The sequence below is a fragment of the Cardinium endosymbiont of Sogatella furcifera genome, from assembly GCF_003351905.1.
In the GTDB taxonomy this organism is placed as follows: domain Bacteria; phylum Bacteroidota; class Bacteroidia; order Cytophagales; family Amoebophilaceae; genus Cardinium.
Map to the genome: position 1 here is coordinate 545,805 of NZ_CP022339.1, position 14,724 is coordinate 560,528.

Here is a 14,724-nt window from a genome sequence, read left to right on the forward strand (position 1 = left end):
ATCACAAAACAAGCATCTCATATAAATTGGGCCCATCCCTTCACCCCTTATGTTTTGATGTAATCTATTAAACTTTCTTCTATCATTAAAGGCGTAATATGATTTTATCAGCTTTCTTCTGCTCTAGGATGGGCTTTTTTGAAAACTTCTTTTAATCTCGTTAAAGCATTATGGGTATAGACTTGGGTAGCAGCTAAGCTGGCATGACCCAATAGTTCTTTAATAGCCTGTAAATCCGCTCCGTTATCTAATAAATGCGTGGCAAAGGTATGGCGGAATATATGTGGGCTGTGTTGACTGGCACGTGTAGCGGGTGCCAAATACTTCTTAACGATTCGGTAAATAAACATAGGATAAGTGGGTTGGCCCGTGTTGGTAACGATGAGTTGAGGGGTAAGCGGATGGCCCAGTTTTTCTTTTGCGCTTATATAAGCGGTGATCAATTGAATCAATGGTTTTGGAAAAGGAATTATACGTGCTTTATCACGTTTCCCCAACACCTTAACCGTTCCATCTTCCAGGTTGATGTCTGTTTGGCAAAGCGCGACCAGCTCAGCTAGGCGCATCCCTGTTCCATATAGTAGCTCCAAAATTAATCGATCACGCAAGCCAGCAAAGTTAACCGGAAATAGATATGGGTTTAGGACAGCCAGCAGTTCCTTTTCTTGAAAAAAGATGGGCAACCTTTTTTTTCCTTTTAGACTTTTCAATGCATCTGTGGGGCGATCAACCATCAGCCCTTTTTTCGCTAAAAACACATAAAAAGCACGCAGCGCAGCCATTTTTCTATTGATAGAACGATGGGCCAAGCCCCCTTTAGCCAAAGCCATCATCCATCCACGTAGATCCTGTCCGGTTACCGCTGTTGCTATTTTTTCAGGGGCCTGTTCAGAGAGGTAATGGATCAATTGGCTTACGTCCGTTGTATAAGCCATAACGGTATGCAGACTCGCTCTCCTTTCTGCTGTTAAATAGGCCTCAAAAAGCGCAAGGAGTGATGGATGGTCCATCTTTACCCATTGTTGCCTAGTATTCGATACTTATGCATCGCCTTTAACTTTTTAGCTTTTCTGCTTACGGTGGGTTTCATATACGCCATACGTTGTCTAGCCTCTTTTAGTACACCCACACGCTCCACTTTCTTTTTAAATCTTTTGAGTGCTTTATCTACACCTTCGTTGTCTTTTACTTCTACAACAATCATACCTTTACTTTAGTTTGTCATTAAAATGGTTATTGGCCCTGTTCACCCAATGGCGGGGGCTTAAGGAACTGTATTGATTTTCAAATAAAAATATCTACTCTCGCCATTGGTTAATAATGAATTTTATCCCACTTTTTTCTTGATAAAAAAGTGGACAAAAAATCAAGCCCTCGGCAAAAAGCCGCTGAAAGCGTCATCCTACAGATGGGAAAACAGAAAGCGCCCCCAAAGGGGGCTTCAAAGGAAACTGTTTTTCCTAATCATCTGTAAGATGCTACTTTCTAAACCGCGACTTTTTTCAGGGGCGGTTTTTTTTGACGCAAAAAACCACCGCGCTGAACAGATACTATATTTGCTGCTATTTCGTCACGTTAAGGCGCTTATGTCCGCCGATAAAAAAACTTGGCGCTTCAGTAAACTTGTAGTTTACGGACGAACTGTTGTTCAGCGGATTAGAAAAACAGCCCTTGTTTGAAGCCCACGCAGTGGGCGAGTTCTGTTTTTCCAGCTGAACAACAGTTCGTTTCATTATTTTTACTGTGCGCCAACTTTTTATTGGCGGACATGGGCAGCAGCGTATACGCATGAGCCATTTCTATCTCTGTGTTAGAACAGATGTCCCTTAAGCCCTCGCTATTGCCTGTTCACCTACAAATCTACTCTAAAAACAGCGCAAGCACAAGGTTGCCTCAAAAATATTTTGTTTTAGCTATGTAAAAATTGCTTAGTGCGCGGTCGGTCCGTTGGTTGGGTTGGCGCTGCAGCGTGGTTTTCTTTTACGCTGCCGTCGTCTCATATAGGCGATGCAAAACAATAGCAAACAAGCCCATGAAGCAATATAACCAATGTAATCCCCATATAGGCTATAAAAAGTCATTTGATGGTTGGCCTGTACTACTGCGCGCCTAGCCGCTATTTCTAACCGGTTGGTAGCAGCGATTGTTTCCCCCCGTTGATTGATGAAGCCAGAAATACCGGTATTGGCTGCACGCATCACACTCCTTCGATGGGCGATTGCTACTAAACGACTATATTGAAAGAACTGTTGGTAGATAGGGGTATTACCCCACCACCCATCATTGGTTACTACTGCAAAAAGATTGGCCCCTTTTTGCACACTACTACCTACAAAAGCACCATATAACAACTCATAACAGATAATCGGTGCAACCTTGAGTTGAGGATGGATGGAAAAAGTTTTAGCGCCATCTCCCTTAGCAAGGCAAGGCGTTAGCCCCCCGCCAATATCATGAATCATTTGCTTGACCCAGTTGTGTACGCTTTCTGGTAAAATATAAAAATAGGGGATAAATTCTCCACCGGGTAATCTTTTTACCTTGTGGTATATATCCGTTGGGCGTCCAGTCTTTAAATGCAATACACTATTGAAATAGTCAACATAGTCCCGTTGCTTGAGTTGAGCAGTTTTTGTAGCCTTAGTTGGGCCATACATACGAAAAGAACTAGCCCCAGTTATCAGGTGCAAGGCAGCATGCGCTTCTAGAAATTGATATATAGGCTGCATCAATAGATAGTCACGCACCCATGCTTCTTCTAAATCCTTAGCAATGGCCGATTCGGGCCAAACTACTAAAGAAGTTGCTGGAGTAAGCTGCTCTTTAGAAAGGGTCAATAGCCGATCTATTTGACCTTTATAAGGCACGAAATATGGAGAGGTGCAATCTTTTTCAGTATAGTTATCAAAATTAGGTTGTACCACTACTGCCTCTACATCGCTACCTTTTTCTTGATAGGTGTAATAGATGATGAAACTTATAGATAGGGGTAGTAGCAACCAAGCCAAAAATCCCTTGCGTAGTGCAGGATGGGCTTGTTCAAATAGCAAATGGTAAACCAGGATATTCAGCACTAGAACCCAAAGGGATCCGCCAAGTATCCCTGTATATTCGTACCACTGAATCCATTTTGGCAGTGCGGCCAGTCCGTTGCCTAAGTTTAGCCAAGGAAAGGTCAGTTCCCAACATTCCCAGGAGAGATGGGCATGTTCTAGCGTTAACCAACTGGTGATCAGGCCTAGATAGCCTATATATAGGCCACCCCATTTGCGCATGTAGTAATAAAAACACCAAGGAAAAAAAAGGAACAACGTATTACCGCATGCTGCAAAGAAAAATCCTTCAAGACAAGCAGCATTATAAATCCACCAGAGCGCTATTGTATTCCAAAGAAACAGCGTCAATAGAATAGAAGAGAGGCAAAAGCGGGTTTTTTTAGGTGTTATCGTGCTTAGTTTCATGATACCCAGCATAGGCACAATAGCTACGCACAACAAGCCGCCCAACCAAGCAGAGCACCAGGATAGGTAAAACAAGCTACTGCTCAAGGCGATTAAAAGGCATACATACCGTTTGGAAAATGAAGCAAGTTTGGTGGTAATACGTGTGGCCCATAAAGCAAACGAAGTGGTATCCAGATGACTATACATATCGATTTAAATATTTTTTGTTAAATTTGCCCAACCTTTTTGGTGTAAAGACGCCTTATTGTTGCTTGTCGGTTCCACCTATAGACCACGTAGACAACGGCATCCTTTTGCTAAATTACAAAAAAGGAAAGAAACCGAATAGGACCAGCTGCGCATAACAAATTTCCATAATGGTTTTTTAGGGGGAAAATATAAGGGGGGAAGGTATGCAAAAAGACTGCAATTATTTTATATATATTTTCATTGGAAATCAATATTTTAATTGCATAAAAGTATGCTAGATGCATGCTAGGTAACGATAAGGCGCAAGCCATTTATGTAAGCTTTACCAAGTTACACGACCGCTCTAGGTCACCTCTTACCCTGGAGTAAGGAAAGATGGCCAATCTGTAATCCAAAACAGCTAAAAAACAAAAATGAAAGTACAAATAGTTATTCCAAAACTTGGTTTTGTATTGTTAATGGTGATGTTAAGTTCATTCTTTAAGTTTTGTAAAGATCGTAACTCAGTTCGGGTGCCATTGTCGGTCTCAGATCAAAAAAACACCAACGAAAATAATACTACCGGTGAACAAGATCCTAAACCTGAACTAAACCCTCGTGTTGCAAACCCTCCTGCTGCAAATTCTTCTAGTAATAAACCAAAGATAGAGACGCCTGGATCTGATCCAGCGGAGAAGCAGCATAGTAGTGATTCCGATCATGACAAAAATAATGGTGATGGTGGTAATGGGGATGATCATGGTGAGTCTCTGGGCAGTAATGGCGGTGAAGAAAATGCAAATGATAATATTGGCATACATAATAATTTGGCTGATAATCAACTAGATTTAGGAGTTTTACATGCTAATACTGATGCTAATGCTAATCTAAATTTAGTTAACGATGCTCAAGAAAATATCGTGACTTCGTTAAACACAACGGCAGGCAGTCCCAAAGTTGTTACCCGATCTATATCTCCTTCGCCATCTTTTCAAAGTAGTGCATCTAAGAGCATGTCAGGTAGGGTTAGGGGTACGCCTAAGTCAGATGATGTACATAGTATAGCGTCTTCTGTTAAAAGTTCTGTCAATAAACTTAAGTTTAAATTAATTAAAAAATTTGCTAAAAAAAGTTTGACGACGCAGGCGTATAAGATGAGGGAAGAAGCGAATCGAAGGGTATCTAAGGCAGGGGAATATGAGAAGATTATTATGTATGTGAACCGATTTATTCGTACAAAGAAGATCACAGAGAAGATCACAGAGAAGATAAAGACTATTAGTTCGTATGCTGATGCAGCTGGTAATTCGGTTGCGGCGGCTCGGTGTGCGTTTAATAAGTTGAAGGTTGAGGTGGGGAATGTAGAGGGTGCAGAGAAAGCTTTGTTGAAGGCTAAGGCGGGTGCTGCTTTGCAGGAAGTAGATAAACACTTAAAAGATCTGACTGAACATAAGGATGCGGCGAGGAATTCGGCGAATAATGCGCGGAGTGCGCTGGGATTTATAGTAGAAAATATACCTGATTATCAGAATAATACGTTGATTCTTATGTTAAATTGGGTGGATGATCAGATGGTTCTGGTGCACAGTGGTTAGCCAGGCGTTGGATTCGAAGAATGGCTAAAAGAAAAAAATAAAATATGAAGCTATCCATAGCTATTCCAAAGCTTGGTTTTATATTGTTAATCTTCATGCTAAGTACATTTTGGGTAAGCTGTGACAAGCATAAAAAGATAGCCATTAAAAATGGCAAGCCTACAAAAAAGCAGATGGAAGATGGTGCAAGCGACCGCTTAGCTAGCGACCCCCAGCCAGGGGATGGGCATATGGGCAGTAAGAATATGGATACAAACCATACAGCAGCGGATGCGCAAGGCCAAAGCAATACACCAACCGGATCAATGCATGCATCTGCCAACCCACCGAATCAATCGAGTGAGCAGCAGGGGGAACTAGGTAAGTGGGCAAAGAGGGGGAAGTGTATAGATAAACGCAAGCATGAGGTGCAAGCAGGTGAAAAAACACGTTGGCAAGCAGCCACAGACTTGATGAGAAAAGCATGGAAGCGCATAAGGAATAAATGATGCAAAATAGATAATTTGTACCAATAGTGTCCTCTTTATGTTCGCGCCACTGGCTGAATGATTTGCTTTTTCTCCCATCGGCACAATAATTTTCTAGCTGGTAAAATTATTTGTAAATTTGGGTACTTGTTACCCCTTAAAAGGGATAAATTCAAAAATAACTTATTCGTTTTAAATTTAAATAAATTATAGCAACATGGCACATCCAAAGAAAAGATCGTCTGCTTCCAGAAGAGATAAGCGAAGAACCCATGTGAAGCTTGCCATGCCCGCGCTAGTGGTTTGTCCGGTTACCGGCGTGGTACATACGCCACACCGTGCATTTTGGCATGAAGATAAAATGTATTATAAGGGCAGGGTGGTGATGCATAGGGCAGGTTAAATTACGCTGTAGATGAAGCTAATAAAGCGTGCCTCTATTGCAGGTGTAGCTGGATATGTGCCAGACGATGTGTTGACCAATGATGCGTTGGAGCAGATGGTCGCTACCAATGATCAGTGGATTACCACTAGAACCGGTATTCAAGAACGCAGGATCCTAAAAGGGGAAGGGCTAGGTACCTCGGTTATGGCCATACAGGCTGTCAAGGATTTGTTAGAAAAAACAGCTACCGATCCTGCTACGGTAGATCTCCTGATATGTGCAACCATTACGCCAGATCAGGTTACGCCTGCTACCGCTACCATCATTGCCCATGCGGTGGGCGCTACCCGTTCGTTTAGTTACGACTTACAAGCTGCCTGCTCGGGTTTTCTCTATGCACTCGATACCGCTGCTCAGTTTATTGCTTCCGGTAGCGCTAAAAAAGTGATTGTAGTAGGTGCAGATAAGATGTCTGCTATTACCGATTATACAGATCGGGCTACCTGTATTCTGTTTGGGGATGGTGCGGGTGCCGTTCTGGTAACGGAAGCTGAGGCAGATCATGGTATTGTAGATACCATCTGCAAATCAGATGGCGGAGGCCAACACTTGCTTTATCAAAAAGCAGGCGGCAGTAGGTGGCCCGCTTCTCATGCAACCGTAGATGCGAAAGCCCATTACATTCACCAAGATGGCCAAAATGTATTTAAAGCAGCAGTTACCGCTATGTCAGAAGTGGTGATGGAAATCATGACTGGCCATCAGCTTACACCAGCTGATATTGCTTATCTGGTGCCTCATCAAGCCAATAGGCGCATCCTGCAACTTGTGGCCGATCGTGTAGCTATTCCTATGGAAAAAGTGATGCTGAACATTCATAAGTATGGCAATACAACAGCAGCAACCATTCCCCTTTGTTTGTGGGATTATGAATCAAAACTAAAAAAAGGAGATAAGTTGATACTCACTGTTTTTGGTGGAGGTTTTACTTGGGGAGGGATGTATATGATTTGGGGGTATGATGGTTGTAAAATGATGTAAACGTTGATGTTTAAGAAAAGTAAAATATATTTAGTAGCAATAAGCGCAAGATGTTATGGCAAATACCAGTGATATTAAGAATGGCCTTTGTATTCTATTGAATCATGATATTTATAGTGTAGTGGAATTTCAACACGTCAAGCCAGGTAAAGGAGCTGCTTTTGTGCGAACCAAGCTAAAGAGCTTAACCAAAGATAGGCAAATAGACCATACCTTTAATGCGGGTGTAAAAATCCATATCGCACGTGTCGAACGCAGACCCTATCAGTTTCTTTATAAAGATAGTGCCGGATATACTTTTATGCACACGGAGACCTTTGAACAACTCACCATTGCCCCCGAATTGATTCATACCCCTCAATTCTTAAAAGAAGGGCAACAGGTGGAAGTCGTTTACCATGATGATGAAAATGTCGTATTAAAGTGTGAATTGCCTCCATCTGTCCTATTGCGGATTACCTATACAGAGCCAGGGCTCAGAGGCGATACTGCTACAAAAACGTTAAAACCAGCTACCCTAGAAACAGGCGTAGAGGTTCGGGTGCCGCTATTCATTAATAATGAAGATCTTGTAAAGATAGATACCCGTACTGGACTCTATATGGAACGGGTCAATGAGCAGAAAAAGTAAATATGAAAACGAAAGAAATTCAGGAGCTAATTGACTTTATTACCAAGTCAGGGTTAGAAGAGGTGCATATTGAAACGGAAGCCATTAAAATCCATGTAAAAAGGAGCATGCCTATCCCGGGACATATGGCATCACTTGCTCCCAGCACCCTGTCGTTGCCTACACAAGCAGCTGTTCCAGAGCATAACCCCCAATATATCACGATTAAGTCCCCAATGATTGGTACTTTCTACCGATCACCTAATCCTGAAGCCGCCCCTTTTGTAAAAGAGGGTGATGCAATTGTAAAGGGAACCAAGCTCTGCATCATAGAGGCTATGAAGCTCTATAATGAAATAGAGTCAGAAGTCACTGGAAAAATCGTACAAGTCTTGGTAGATGATGTCTCGCCTGTGGAATATGATCAACCCCTGTTTTTAGTAGATCCCGTTACCGGATAACGATCGCATCCATCTTTCCAGTTTGATCTTTTATGTTTCGAAAAATATTGATTGCCAATCGTGGAGAAATTGCTTTAAGCATCATTCGGGTTTGCAAAGAAATGGGTATTAAAACCGTTGCGGTGCATTCTACCGCAGATAGGGATAGTTTGCATGTCCGTTTTGCAGATGAATCTGTCTGTGTGGGTCCTCCTGCCAGCCATTTATCTTATCTTTCTATTCCATCCATTATTGCCGCTGCTGAGGTGACCGATGCCCATGCAATTCATCCAGGTTATGGGTTTTTATCTGAAAATGCTGGTTTTTCCAGTATTTGTGCAGAATATGGTATTAAATTTATAGGGCCTTCTGCGGAAGCTATCCGCAAAATGGGCGATAAGTCTACCGCAAAAGCCACAATGCAGGCGGCTGGTGTGCCTACTGTCCCTGGTTCCAATGGGTTGCTTACCTCTGTGGAAGAAGGCATTCGCTTGGCCCATGAAATAGGCTTTCCTGTATTGTTGAAGGCAACCGCAGGGGGGGGAGGGAAAGGCATCAAGTTGGTTGAGACAGCTGAGGCATTCCACCAAAAATGGATAGAGGCCAGGCAAGAAGCCATCGCCTCTTTTGGTAAGGATGGGCTATATTTGGAAAAATATATAGAAGAACCCCGCCATATTGAAATACAAATCGTTGCAGATCAATATGGTCAAGTCATACATCTATCTGAACGAGATTGCTCCATTCAGCGTAGGCACCAAAAATTAGTAGAAGAATCTCCCTCTCCCTTTGTAACCGCACCATTACGGGCCAAGATAACAGAAGCAGCACTAAAGGGCGTAGCGGCTATAGGGTATGAAGGAGTGGGTACCATGGAATTTCTAGTGGATAAACACCACAATTTCTACTTTATGGAAATGAATACCCGCATTCAAGTGGAATATCTTGTTACAGAAGCGGTTACAGGCTTTAACCTACTCAGAACGCAAATTGAAATCGCAGCTGGGCAGCGACTAAATGGCCCCAATCTATATCCTCAAGGGCACGCTATAGAACTCCGTATTAATGCAGAAGATCCCTTCCATGGCTTTCGACCCGCCCCTGGTAAAATTAACTATGTGCATTTCCCAGGTGGGTTAGGCATTACCATTGCCAGCCATATTTACGCTGGATATGTAGTGCCTGCACACTATGATTCTATGATTGCCAAACTAATTGTACATGCAGCTACTAGAGGCGATGCCATTGCCAGCATAAAGCGGGCATTAGAAGAGTTTGTTATAGAAGGTATTCCAACCAATATACCTTTCCATCGTGCTTTGGTAGAGGATGAGGCCTTCCAAAAAGGTCAATTTACCACGCAGTATTTAGATACTTTTGACTTTTCACTCCTTAAACAAGAAGAGTAAAAAGAGCGCCACGCTAGCCATACTTGCGCATCAGTAGGTAATATCGGTTGATGGGCGTTTTTTATTTTATGGAAAAAAGCTTAGCTTTGTTAAGCTTTACCCTTTCTAATTTTGAGAGGGTTATTATTTTTTAGCTTATAGAAATATATGTATGCAATTGTAGAAATAGCTGGGAAGCAGTTTAAAGTTTCCAAAGCGCAGTGGCTCTACACTCCTAAATTGCAAAGTGAAGTAGGTGCTTTGCTCACTTTTGATAAGGTTTTACTTTTAGATGATGAAGCAGGAGCGGTGACCGTTGGTGCACCTATGCTGAATGGGGTAACCATTATGGCCAAGGTGTTGGCACATACCAAGGCAGATAAAGTGATCGTTTTTAAGAAAAAAAGACGCAATGGTTATAAAGTAAAGCGGGGGCATCGTCAAGCGCACACGCGGATTGTTATTGAAGATATTATAAACTAGTATAATAACATGGCACATAAAAAGGGAGCTGGTAGCTCCCGTAATGGAAGGGATTCAGAAAGCAAGCGGCTTGGTATCAAAAAATATGGTGGGGAAGTAGTCATAGCCGGTCATATCCTTGTCAGGCAAAGGGGTACCCGCTATTACCCTGGTAAAAATGTAGGCTTGGGGAGAGATCATACTTTGTTTGCCTTAGCCGATGGAGTGGTTGTTTTTACCAAAAAGAAAGACATGCGTGCCATTGTTTCAGTAGATAGCGTTTAGTGCCCTTGGTGTTGCATACTGGTTCCTGTAATCAACAAAAAAGTAACAAGCTAAATGTGTTTATGGTTCGGAATCCGTAGGAGCCATGGGCACCCAAAGCTCAGGCCTACTAGGCGTACGTGAGGAGGTAAGCACCAGATCGGGCTGCAAATGACCAGTAACCTTTTTGGAAGAGCGCTTATCCATTAACCATTGGCGAACGAGATTCGCTAGAAAGATAATACTATGGCTGTAAAAATAAGATTAGCTAGATGCGGTAGAAGACATCTGGCAGAGTATGACATCGTTGTAGCTGATGCCAGATCCCCTAGGGATGGTCGATTTATAGAAAAAATTGGGAATTATAATCCCAACACGGCCCCTGCAACGGTTCAGCTGAATGAAGCAAGTGCACTAAAGTGGCTTTTTCAGGGGGCGCAGCCTACCCACACCGTTAAAAGCCTTTTATCCAACCAGGGTGTGATGCTTAAAAAGCATCTTCAGGTAGGCGTTATAAAGGGGGCGATTACCCAAGCGCAAGCGGATGAAAGATTTGCCCATTGGAAGGCAGAAAAAGCAGCATCTAATCAGCGCCGATAGGGCGACTTTCTTGGCCGTTTAGGTATTCGGTTATGGCGTGGTAAGCTTAGTAATTAACTTCATTTCAATCAAATATAAAATAGCTAATTAAATGAATAGGGAAGATATTATGGCCAAGGTAGCAGCCATTGTTGTGGATAAGCTGAATGTATCAGCACAAGAGGTCCTGCCTACGGCACATTTTGCCAATAATTTAGGCGCTGATTCTTTAGACCAAGTAGAGTTGGTTATGGAGCTTGAAAAAGAGTTTAAGGTAGATATTAAGGATGATGAAGCCACTCATTTACAAACCGTAGGTAGTGTGGTAGATTACTTAGAAGAGACCTTAGTAAAACGCAAGGTCTAGTTTGCCTTTTCTATGTTACCCACAAGAGTAGTTATTACAGGGTTAGGTGCCCTTACGCCCATTGGTAGTGGGGTTACAGCCTACTGGAATGGGTTGGTTGCTGGTCAAAGTGGTGCGGAACCCATTACTAGGTTTGATACAGCTAAGCATAAAACCAAGTTTGCTTGTACCTTAAAAGGCTATGATCCCCGCAACTACTTTGATGTAAAAGATATGCGGCGAATGGACCTATTTGCCCAGTATGCGATGGTAGCTGGGGATGAAGCCATACAAGATGCTGCATTGACTACTTCTTTCGTAGATAAAGAACGGGTAGCCATTGTATGGGGTTCTGGCATAGGCGGCTTAGGTACTACAGAAGAACTCGTTTTGGCGTTTGCTAAAAACGATATGGACCCAAGAGTTAATCCTTTTTTTATTCCCAAGGTTATACCAGATATTCCTGCTGGTCATCTCTCCATTAAATATGGATTTAAAGGTCCCAATTTTGCTACGGTAGCTGCATGTGCTTCTGCCTTAAATTCTATAGTAGCTGCTTGTCAGTTGATTAAGTTGGGTGATGCAGATGTTGTAGTAGCAGGTGGTTCAGAATCGCCTATTATTCAAATAGGTATGGCTGGATTTAATGCATTAAAGGCCCTCTCGCAGCGCAATGAAGACTACCTAACAGCCTCTCGTCCCTTTGACAAGACAAGGGATGGATTTGTAATGGGAGAAGGCGCAGGCGCTTTAGTCCTTGAGTCTTATGCCCATGCCCAAAAAAGAAATGCTAAAATCTATGCTGAAGTAGTAGGGGTAGGCATGTCTGCAGATGCCTATCACATTACTGCACCCGATAAGGGAGGGGTTGTGTTGGCTTTGCAACGTGCATTAGCCAGTGCCCGGCTTACACCAGATGGCATAGACTATATCAATGCCCATGGCACCAGTACCCCGTTGGGTGATATCAATGAGATAGAGGCTATTCAACATGTATTTGGTGACCATGCCTATAGACTGAATATTAGCTCGACCAAGTCGATGACGGGTCACTTGCTGGGTGCAGCAGGTGCGATAGAGTCTATAGCTACTGTTTTGGCTTTGGTACATCAAGTGGTTCCTCCAACGATTAACCATAAGGTGTTAGATGAAGCCATTGATCCCCGCATCAATTTAACGTTGAACAAAGCAGAAAACAGACCGGTCTTATTTGCGCAAAACAATGCCTTTGGTTTTGGTGGACATAACGTTTCTATAATCTTCAAAAGATGGGAAGATTCCTGAGTTTACTTCAGTATTTTTTTACAAAGCGGGATCCTGGTACGCAGCAGTTGGTTTCTTTTGTAAGAGCAGTTACTGGAATGGCGCCTTTAAATCTAGCCTTATATAGGGTAGCCCTTCAACATAGCTCTATAGAAGAGGGGCCCACCTCCAATGAGCGGCTCGAATTTTTAGGAGATGCTATATTATCTGCTATGGTTGCTGATTATCTCTTCAAGCGCTATCCTTTAAAAGAAGAAGGCTTTTTAACGGATATACGTTCAAGGTTGGTGAATAGGGATTCCCTAAATGGGTTGGCGCGTAAAATTCATTTAGATAAGTTATTGCATTACGATACGAACCTTGTCAAACGAAGTGGCCATAAGTTTATTTATGGGAATGCCTTAGAGGCGCTTATTGGTGCCGTTTACTTAGATCATGGCTATGACCGCTGTCGAAAATTTGTTATTGAGCGTCTTATAGTCAATTATATAAGCTTGAAAGAGCTTATAGAGCATGATACCAATTTTAAAAGTAGGATCATTCAATGGGCCCATAAACACCACCTTCGCGTAATATTTAGAATTCTTGAGGAGAAGCAGTATGAATACTACAAAGAATTTACCGCTCAAGTGCTTATAGATGAAAAAGTGATGGGAGAAGGGACGGGCCGGACTAAAAAATGTGCTGAACAAATGGCTGCCCAGCAAGCCCTACAGCATATAGAACAAACAGAATAAGCAAGTTGTAGCTTAAGGGCAGATGAACCCTTACAAACCATGCTATTGATCTAGAGAAATTATGGCAACACAAGATATACGAGCTATTGTTAACGCATCTGACTATCAATATGGTTTTGAGAGCAATATTCCTGTGGATGCGATTCCAAAAGGCTTAACAGAAGCGACTATTCGCCTTATTTCTGAGAAAAAAAATGAACCCGATTGGTTGTTAGAACGGCGTTTACAAGCTTTTAATCATCTCTCTAAACTAAAAGAGCCTACCTGGGCAAAGGTAGTCTACCCGCCCATAGATTATCAAGACATTATTTATTATGCCGCACCTAAACAAAAAGTGCAACTAAACAGTTTAGAAGAAGCTGATCCAGAACTGTTGGCTACCTTTAAGCGCTTGGGGATTTCGTTAGAGGAACAAAAAAGGCTAGCAGGTGTAGCTATGGATGTGGTATTGGACAGTGTTTCCGTTGCTACTACTTTTAAAGAAACCTTAAGTAGGTTGGGTATTATTTTTTGTTCTTTTAGTGAGGCCGTGCAAAAGCACCCTGATTTGGTTCAAACATACTTGGGTAAAGTGGTCCCCATAACCGACAATTACTTTGCCACTCTGAATACCGCTGTATTTAGTGATGGTTCCTTTTGTTATATTCCTAAAGGGGTCCATTGCCCCATGGAGCTTTCTACTTATTTCCGCATCAATGCCACCAATACAGGGCAATTTGAACGTACGTTGATTATAGCGGAAGAAGATGCCTATGTGAGCTATTTAGAAGGGTGTACAGCCCCTATGCGTGATGAACACCAACTACATGCCGCTGTAGTAGAGATTTATGCTGAAAAACGTGCCCATGTAAAATATGCAACGGTACAAAATTGGTATCCAGGTAATCAAGAAGGCGTAGGCGGGGTCTATAATTTTGTAACCAAACGAGGGCTTTGTGCCGGTGCGCATGCTAAAATTTCCTGGACACAAGTAGAAACAGGGTCAGCTATTACTTGGAAATACCCGAGTTGTATTTTAATGGGGGATCATTCAGTAGGTGAATTTTATTCCGTAGCCGTTACCAAGCACAAACAGCAAGCAGATACCGGTACAAAGATGATTCACTTAGGGAAGCATACCAAGAGCCGCATTGTAGCTAAGGGGATTGCAGCGGGTCAGTCCAACAATAGCTATAGAGGCTTGGTCAAGCTTGCACCTGGTGCGGCGCACGCCACTAATTTTTCTCAATGTGACTCTTTATTGATTGGCAATAGCTGTGGGGCCCATACCTTCCCTTATATAGAAGTAAAAAACCCAACCGGAAAGGTAGCACACGAAGCCACTACCTCTAAAATTAGTGAAGATCAACTTTTTTACTGTAACCAACGTGGTATGGATCATGAAAATGCCATTGCGCTGATTGTCAATGGCTATTGTAAGGAAGTTCTGAATCAATTGCCTATGGAGTTTGCCGTAGAAGCCCAAAAACTACTAGCGCTTACTTTAGAAGGGAGCGTGGGGTAAAGTAGCGTGTC

General features: G+C 42.5%; 17 protein-coding genes. 14 read left to right on the forward strand and 3 right to left on the reverse strand.

The features are described 5' to 3' along the window. Positions 1-107: 107 nt before the first annotated feature. From CE557_RS02365 to lnt, 3 genes are all read right to left on the reverse strand, one after another. On the reverse strand, positions 108-1,010 hold the full coding sequence (locus CE557_RS02365; RefSeq protein WP_114910012.1) for a tyrosine-type recombinase/integrase: 903 nt from the start codon (positions 1,008-1,010) through the stop codon (positions 108-110). A 2-nt stretch (positions 1,011-1,012) separates the two neighbouring features. Next, the gene (gene rpsU, locus CE557_RS02370) at positions 1,013-1,204 is read right to left on the reverse strand and encodes a 30S ribosomal protein S21 (protein ID WP_114910013.1); all 192 of its coding nucleotides are present in this window, start codon (positions 1,202-1,204) and stop codon (positions 1,013-1,015) included. A 724-nt stretch (positions 1,205-1,928) separates the two neighbouring features. Further along, complete coding sequence (gene lnt, locus CE557_RS02380) at positions 1,929-3,650, reverse strand: apolipoprotein N-acyltransferase (protein ID WP_114910015.1); 1,722 nt, start codon at positions 3,648-3,650, stop codon at positions 1,929-1,931. A gap of 467 nt (positions 3,651-4,117) precedes the next feature. Here lnt and CE557_RS02390 point away from each other — a divergent pair, with 467 nt between their 5' ends. The 14 genes from CE557_RS02390 to sufB all read left to right on the forward strand — a co-directional run bounded on the left by CE557_RS02390 (position 4,118) and on the right by sufB (position 14,713). Then, entirely contained in the window at positions 4,118-5,227 is a 1,110-nt protein-coding gene (locus CE557_RS02390) for a hypothetical protein (protein ID WP_162789959.1), read from the forward strand. Positions 5,228-5,322: 95 nt separating this feature from the next. Beyond that, positions 5,323-5,715: a hypothetical protein gene (locus CE557_RS02395; protein WP_162789960.1), complete on the forward strand. Its 393-nt coding sequence runs from the start codon at positions 5,323-5,325 to the stop codon at positions 5,713-5,715. A 196-nt stretch (positions 5,716-5,911) separates the two neighbouring features. Further along, positions 5,912-6,097: a 50S ribosomal protein L32 gene (rpmF, locus tag CE557_RS02400; protein WP_114910019.1), complete on the forward strand. Its 186-nt coding sequence runs from the start codon at positions 5,912-5,914 to the stop codon at positions 6,095-6,097. Between the two features lie 12 nt (positions 6,098-6,109). Next, positions 6,110-7,120: a beta-ketoacyl-ACP synthase III gene (locus CE557_RS02405; RefSeq protein ID WP_114910020.1), complete on the forward strand. Its 1,011-nt coding sequence runs from the start codon at positions 6,110-6,112 to the stop codon at positions 7,118-7,120. Positions 7,121-7,175: 55 nt separating this feature from the next. Continuing rightward, complete coding sequence (efp, locus tag CE557_RS02410; protein ID WP_114910021.1) at positions 7,176-7,751, forward strand: elongation factor P; 576 nt, start codon at positions 7,176-7,178, stop codon at positions 7,749-7,751. A 2-nt stretch (positions 7,752-7,753) separates the two neighbouring features. After that, positions 7,754-8,191, forward strand: a complete 438-nt coding sequence (accB, locus tag CE557_RS02415) for an acetyl-CoA carboxylase biotin carboxyl carrier protein (protein ID WP_114910022.1) — start codon at positions 7,754-7,756, stop codon at positions 8,189-8,191. Between the two features lie 32 nt (positions 8,192-8,223). Continuing rightward, positions 8,224-9,579, forward strand: coding sequence for an acetyl-CoA carboxylase biotin carboxylase subunit (gene accC, locus CE557_RS02420; RefSeq protein ID WP_114910023.1), 1,356 nt, complete (start codon positions 8,224-8,226; stop codon positions 9,577-9,579). Between the two features lie 147 nt (positions 9,580-9,726). Further along, on the forward strand, positions 9,727-10,041 hold the full coding sequence (gene rplU / locus CE557_RS02425) for a 50S ribosomal protein L21 (RefSeq protein WP_114910024.1): 315 nt from the start codon (positions 9,727-9,729) through the stop codon (positions 10,039-10,041). A 9-nt stretch (positions 10,042-10,050) separates the two neighbouring features. Then, positions 10,051-10,305 (forward strand): 50S ribosomal protein L27, encoded by a 255-nt coding sequence (rpmA, locus tag CE557_RS02430; RefSeq protein ID WP_114910025.1) that lies wholly within the window; start codon positions 10,051-10,053, stop codon positions 10,303-10,305. Positions 10,306-10,530: 225 nt separating this feature from the next. Beyond that, positions 10,531-10,884 carry a 30S ribosomal protein S16 gene (gene rpsP / locus CE557_RS02435; RefSeq protein ID WP_114910026.1) on the forward strand — a complete coding sequence of 118 codons (354 nt, stop codon included), beginning with the start codon at positions 10,531-10,533 and terminating at the stop codon, positions 10,882-10,884. Between the two features lie 91 nt (positions 10,885-10,975). After that, a complete protein-coding gene (locus CE557_RS02440; RefSeq protein ID WP_114910027.1) occupies positions 10,976-11,230 on the forward strand; it encodes an acyl carrier protein in 255 nt (84 codons plus the stop codon). Positions 11,231-11,242: 12 nt separating this feature from the next. Then, complete coding sequence (gene fabF / locus CE557_RS02445; RefSeq protein WP_114910028.1) at positions 11,243-12,493, forward strand: beta-ketoacyl-ACP synthase II; 1,251 nt, start codon at positions 11,243-11,245, stop codon at positions 12,491-12,493. Further along, positions 12,478-13,209, forward strand: coding sequence for a ribonuclease III (gene rnc / locus CE557_RS02450; RefSeq protein WP_114910029.1), 732 nt, complete (start codon positions 12,478-12,480; stop codon positions 13,207-13,209). Before fabF ends, rnc begins: the two co-directional genes overlap by 16 nt. A gap of 61 nt (positions 13,210-13,270) precedes the next feature. Beyond that, positions 13,271-14,713: a Fe-S cluster assembly protein SufB gene (sufB, locus tag CE557_RS02455; RefSeq protein ID WP_114910030.1), complete on the forward strand. Its 1,443-nt coding sequence runs from the start codon at positions 13,271-13,273 to the stop codon at positions 14,711-14,713. Positions 14,714-14,724: the final 11 nt, after the last annotated feature.

Excerpts from the sequence above, each read along its gene's own strand:
- CE557_RS02440 (WP_114910027.1), top strand. The coding sequence starts at position 10,976 with ATGAATAGGGAAGATATTATGGCCAAGGTAGCAGCCATTGTTGTGGAT.
- rpmA (WP_114910025.1), top strand. The coding sequence starts at position 10,051 with ATGGCACATAAAAAGGGAGCTGGTAGCTCCCGTAATGGAAGGGATTCA.
- accB (WP_114910022.1), top strand. The coding sequence starts at position 7,754 with ATGAAAACGAAAGAAATTCAGGAGCTAATTGACTTTATTACCAAGTCA.
- CE557_RS02365 (WP_114910012.1), bottom strand. The coding sequence starts at position 1,010 with ATGGACCATCCATCACTCCTTGCGCTTTTTGAGGCCTATTTAACAGCA.
- rpsU (WP_114910013.1), bottom strand. The coding sequence starts at position 1,204 with ATGATTGTTGTAGAAGTAAAAGACAACGAAGGTGTAGATAAAGCACTC.
- lnt (WP_114910015.1), bottom strand. The coding sequence starts at position 3,650 with ATGTATAGTCATCTGGATACCACTTCGTTTGCTTTATGGGCCACACGT.
- CE557_RS02390 (WP_162789959.1), top strand. The coding sequence starts at position 4,118 with ATGTTAAGTTCATTCTTTAAGTTTTGTAAAGATCGTAACTCAGTTCGG.
- accC (WP_114910023.1), top strand. The coding sequence starts at position 8,224 with ATGTTTCGAAAAATATTGATTGCCAATCGTGGAGAAATTGCTTTAAGC.
- CE557_RS02395 (WP_162789960.1), top strand. The coding sequence starts at position 5,323 with ATGCTAAGTACATTTTGGGTAAGCTGTGACAAGCATAAAAAGATAGCC.
- efp (WP_114910021.1), top strand. The coding sequence starts at position 7,176 with ATGGCAAATACCAGTGATATTAAGAATGGCCTTTGTATTCTATTGAAT.
- fabF (WP_114910028.1), top strand. The coding sequence starts at position 11,243 with ATGTTACCCACAAGAGTAGTTATTACAGGGTTAGGTGCCCTTACGCCC.
- rpmF (WP_114910019.1), top strand. The coding sequence starts at position 5,912 with ATGGCACATCCAAAGAAAAGATCGTCTGCTTCCAGAAGAGATAAGCGA.
- rplU (WP_114910024.1), top strand. The coding sequence starts at position 9,727 with ATGTATGCAATTGTAGAAATAGCTGGGAAGCAGTTTAAAGTTTCCAAA.
- rpsP (WP_114910026.1), top strand. The coding sequence starts at position 10,531 with ATGGCTGTAAAAATAAGATTAGCTAGATGCGGTAGAAGACATCTGGCA.
- rnc (WP_114910029.1), top strand. The coding sequence starts at position 12,478 with ATGGGAAGATTCCTGAGTTTACTTCAGTATTTTTTTACAAAGCGGGAT.
- CE557_RS02405 (WP_114910020.1), top strand. The coding sequence starts at position 6,110 with ATGAAGCTAATAAAGCGTGCCTCTATTGCAGGTGTAGCTGGATATGTG.
- sufB (WP_114910030.1), top strand. The coding sequence starts at position 13,271 with ATGGCAACACAAGATATACGAGCTATTGTTAACGCATCTGACTATCAA.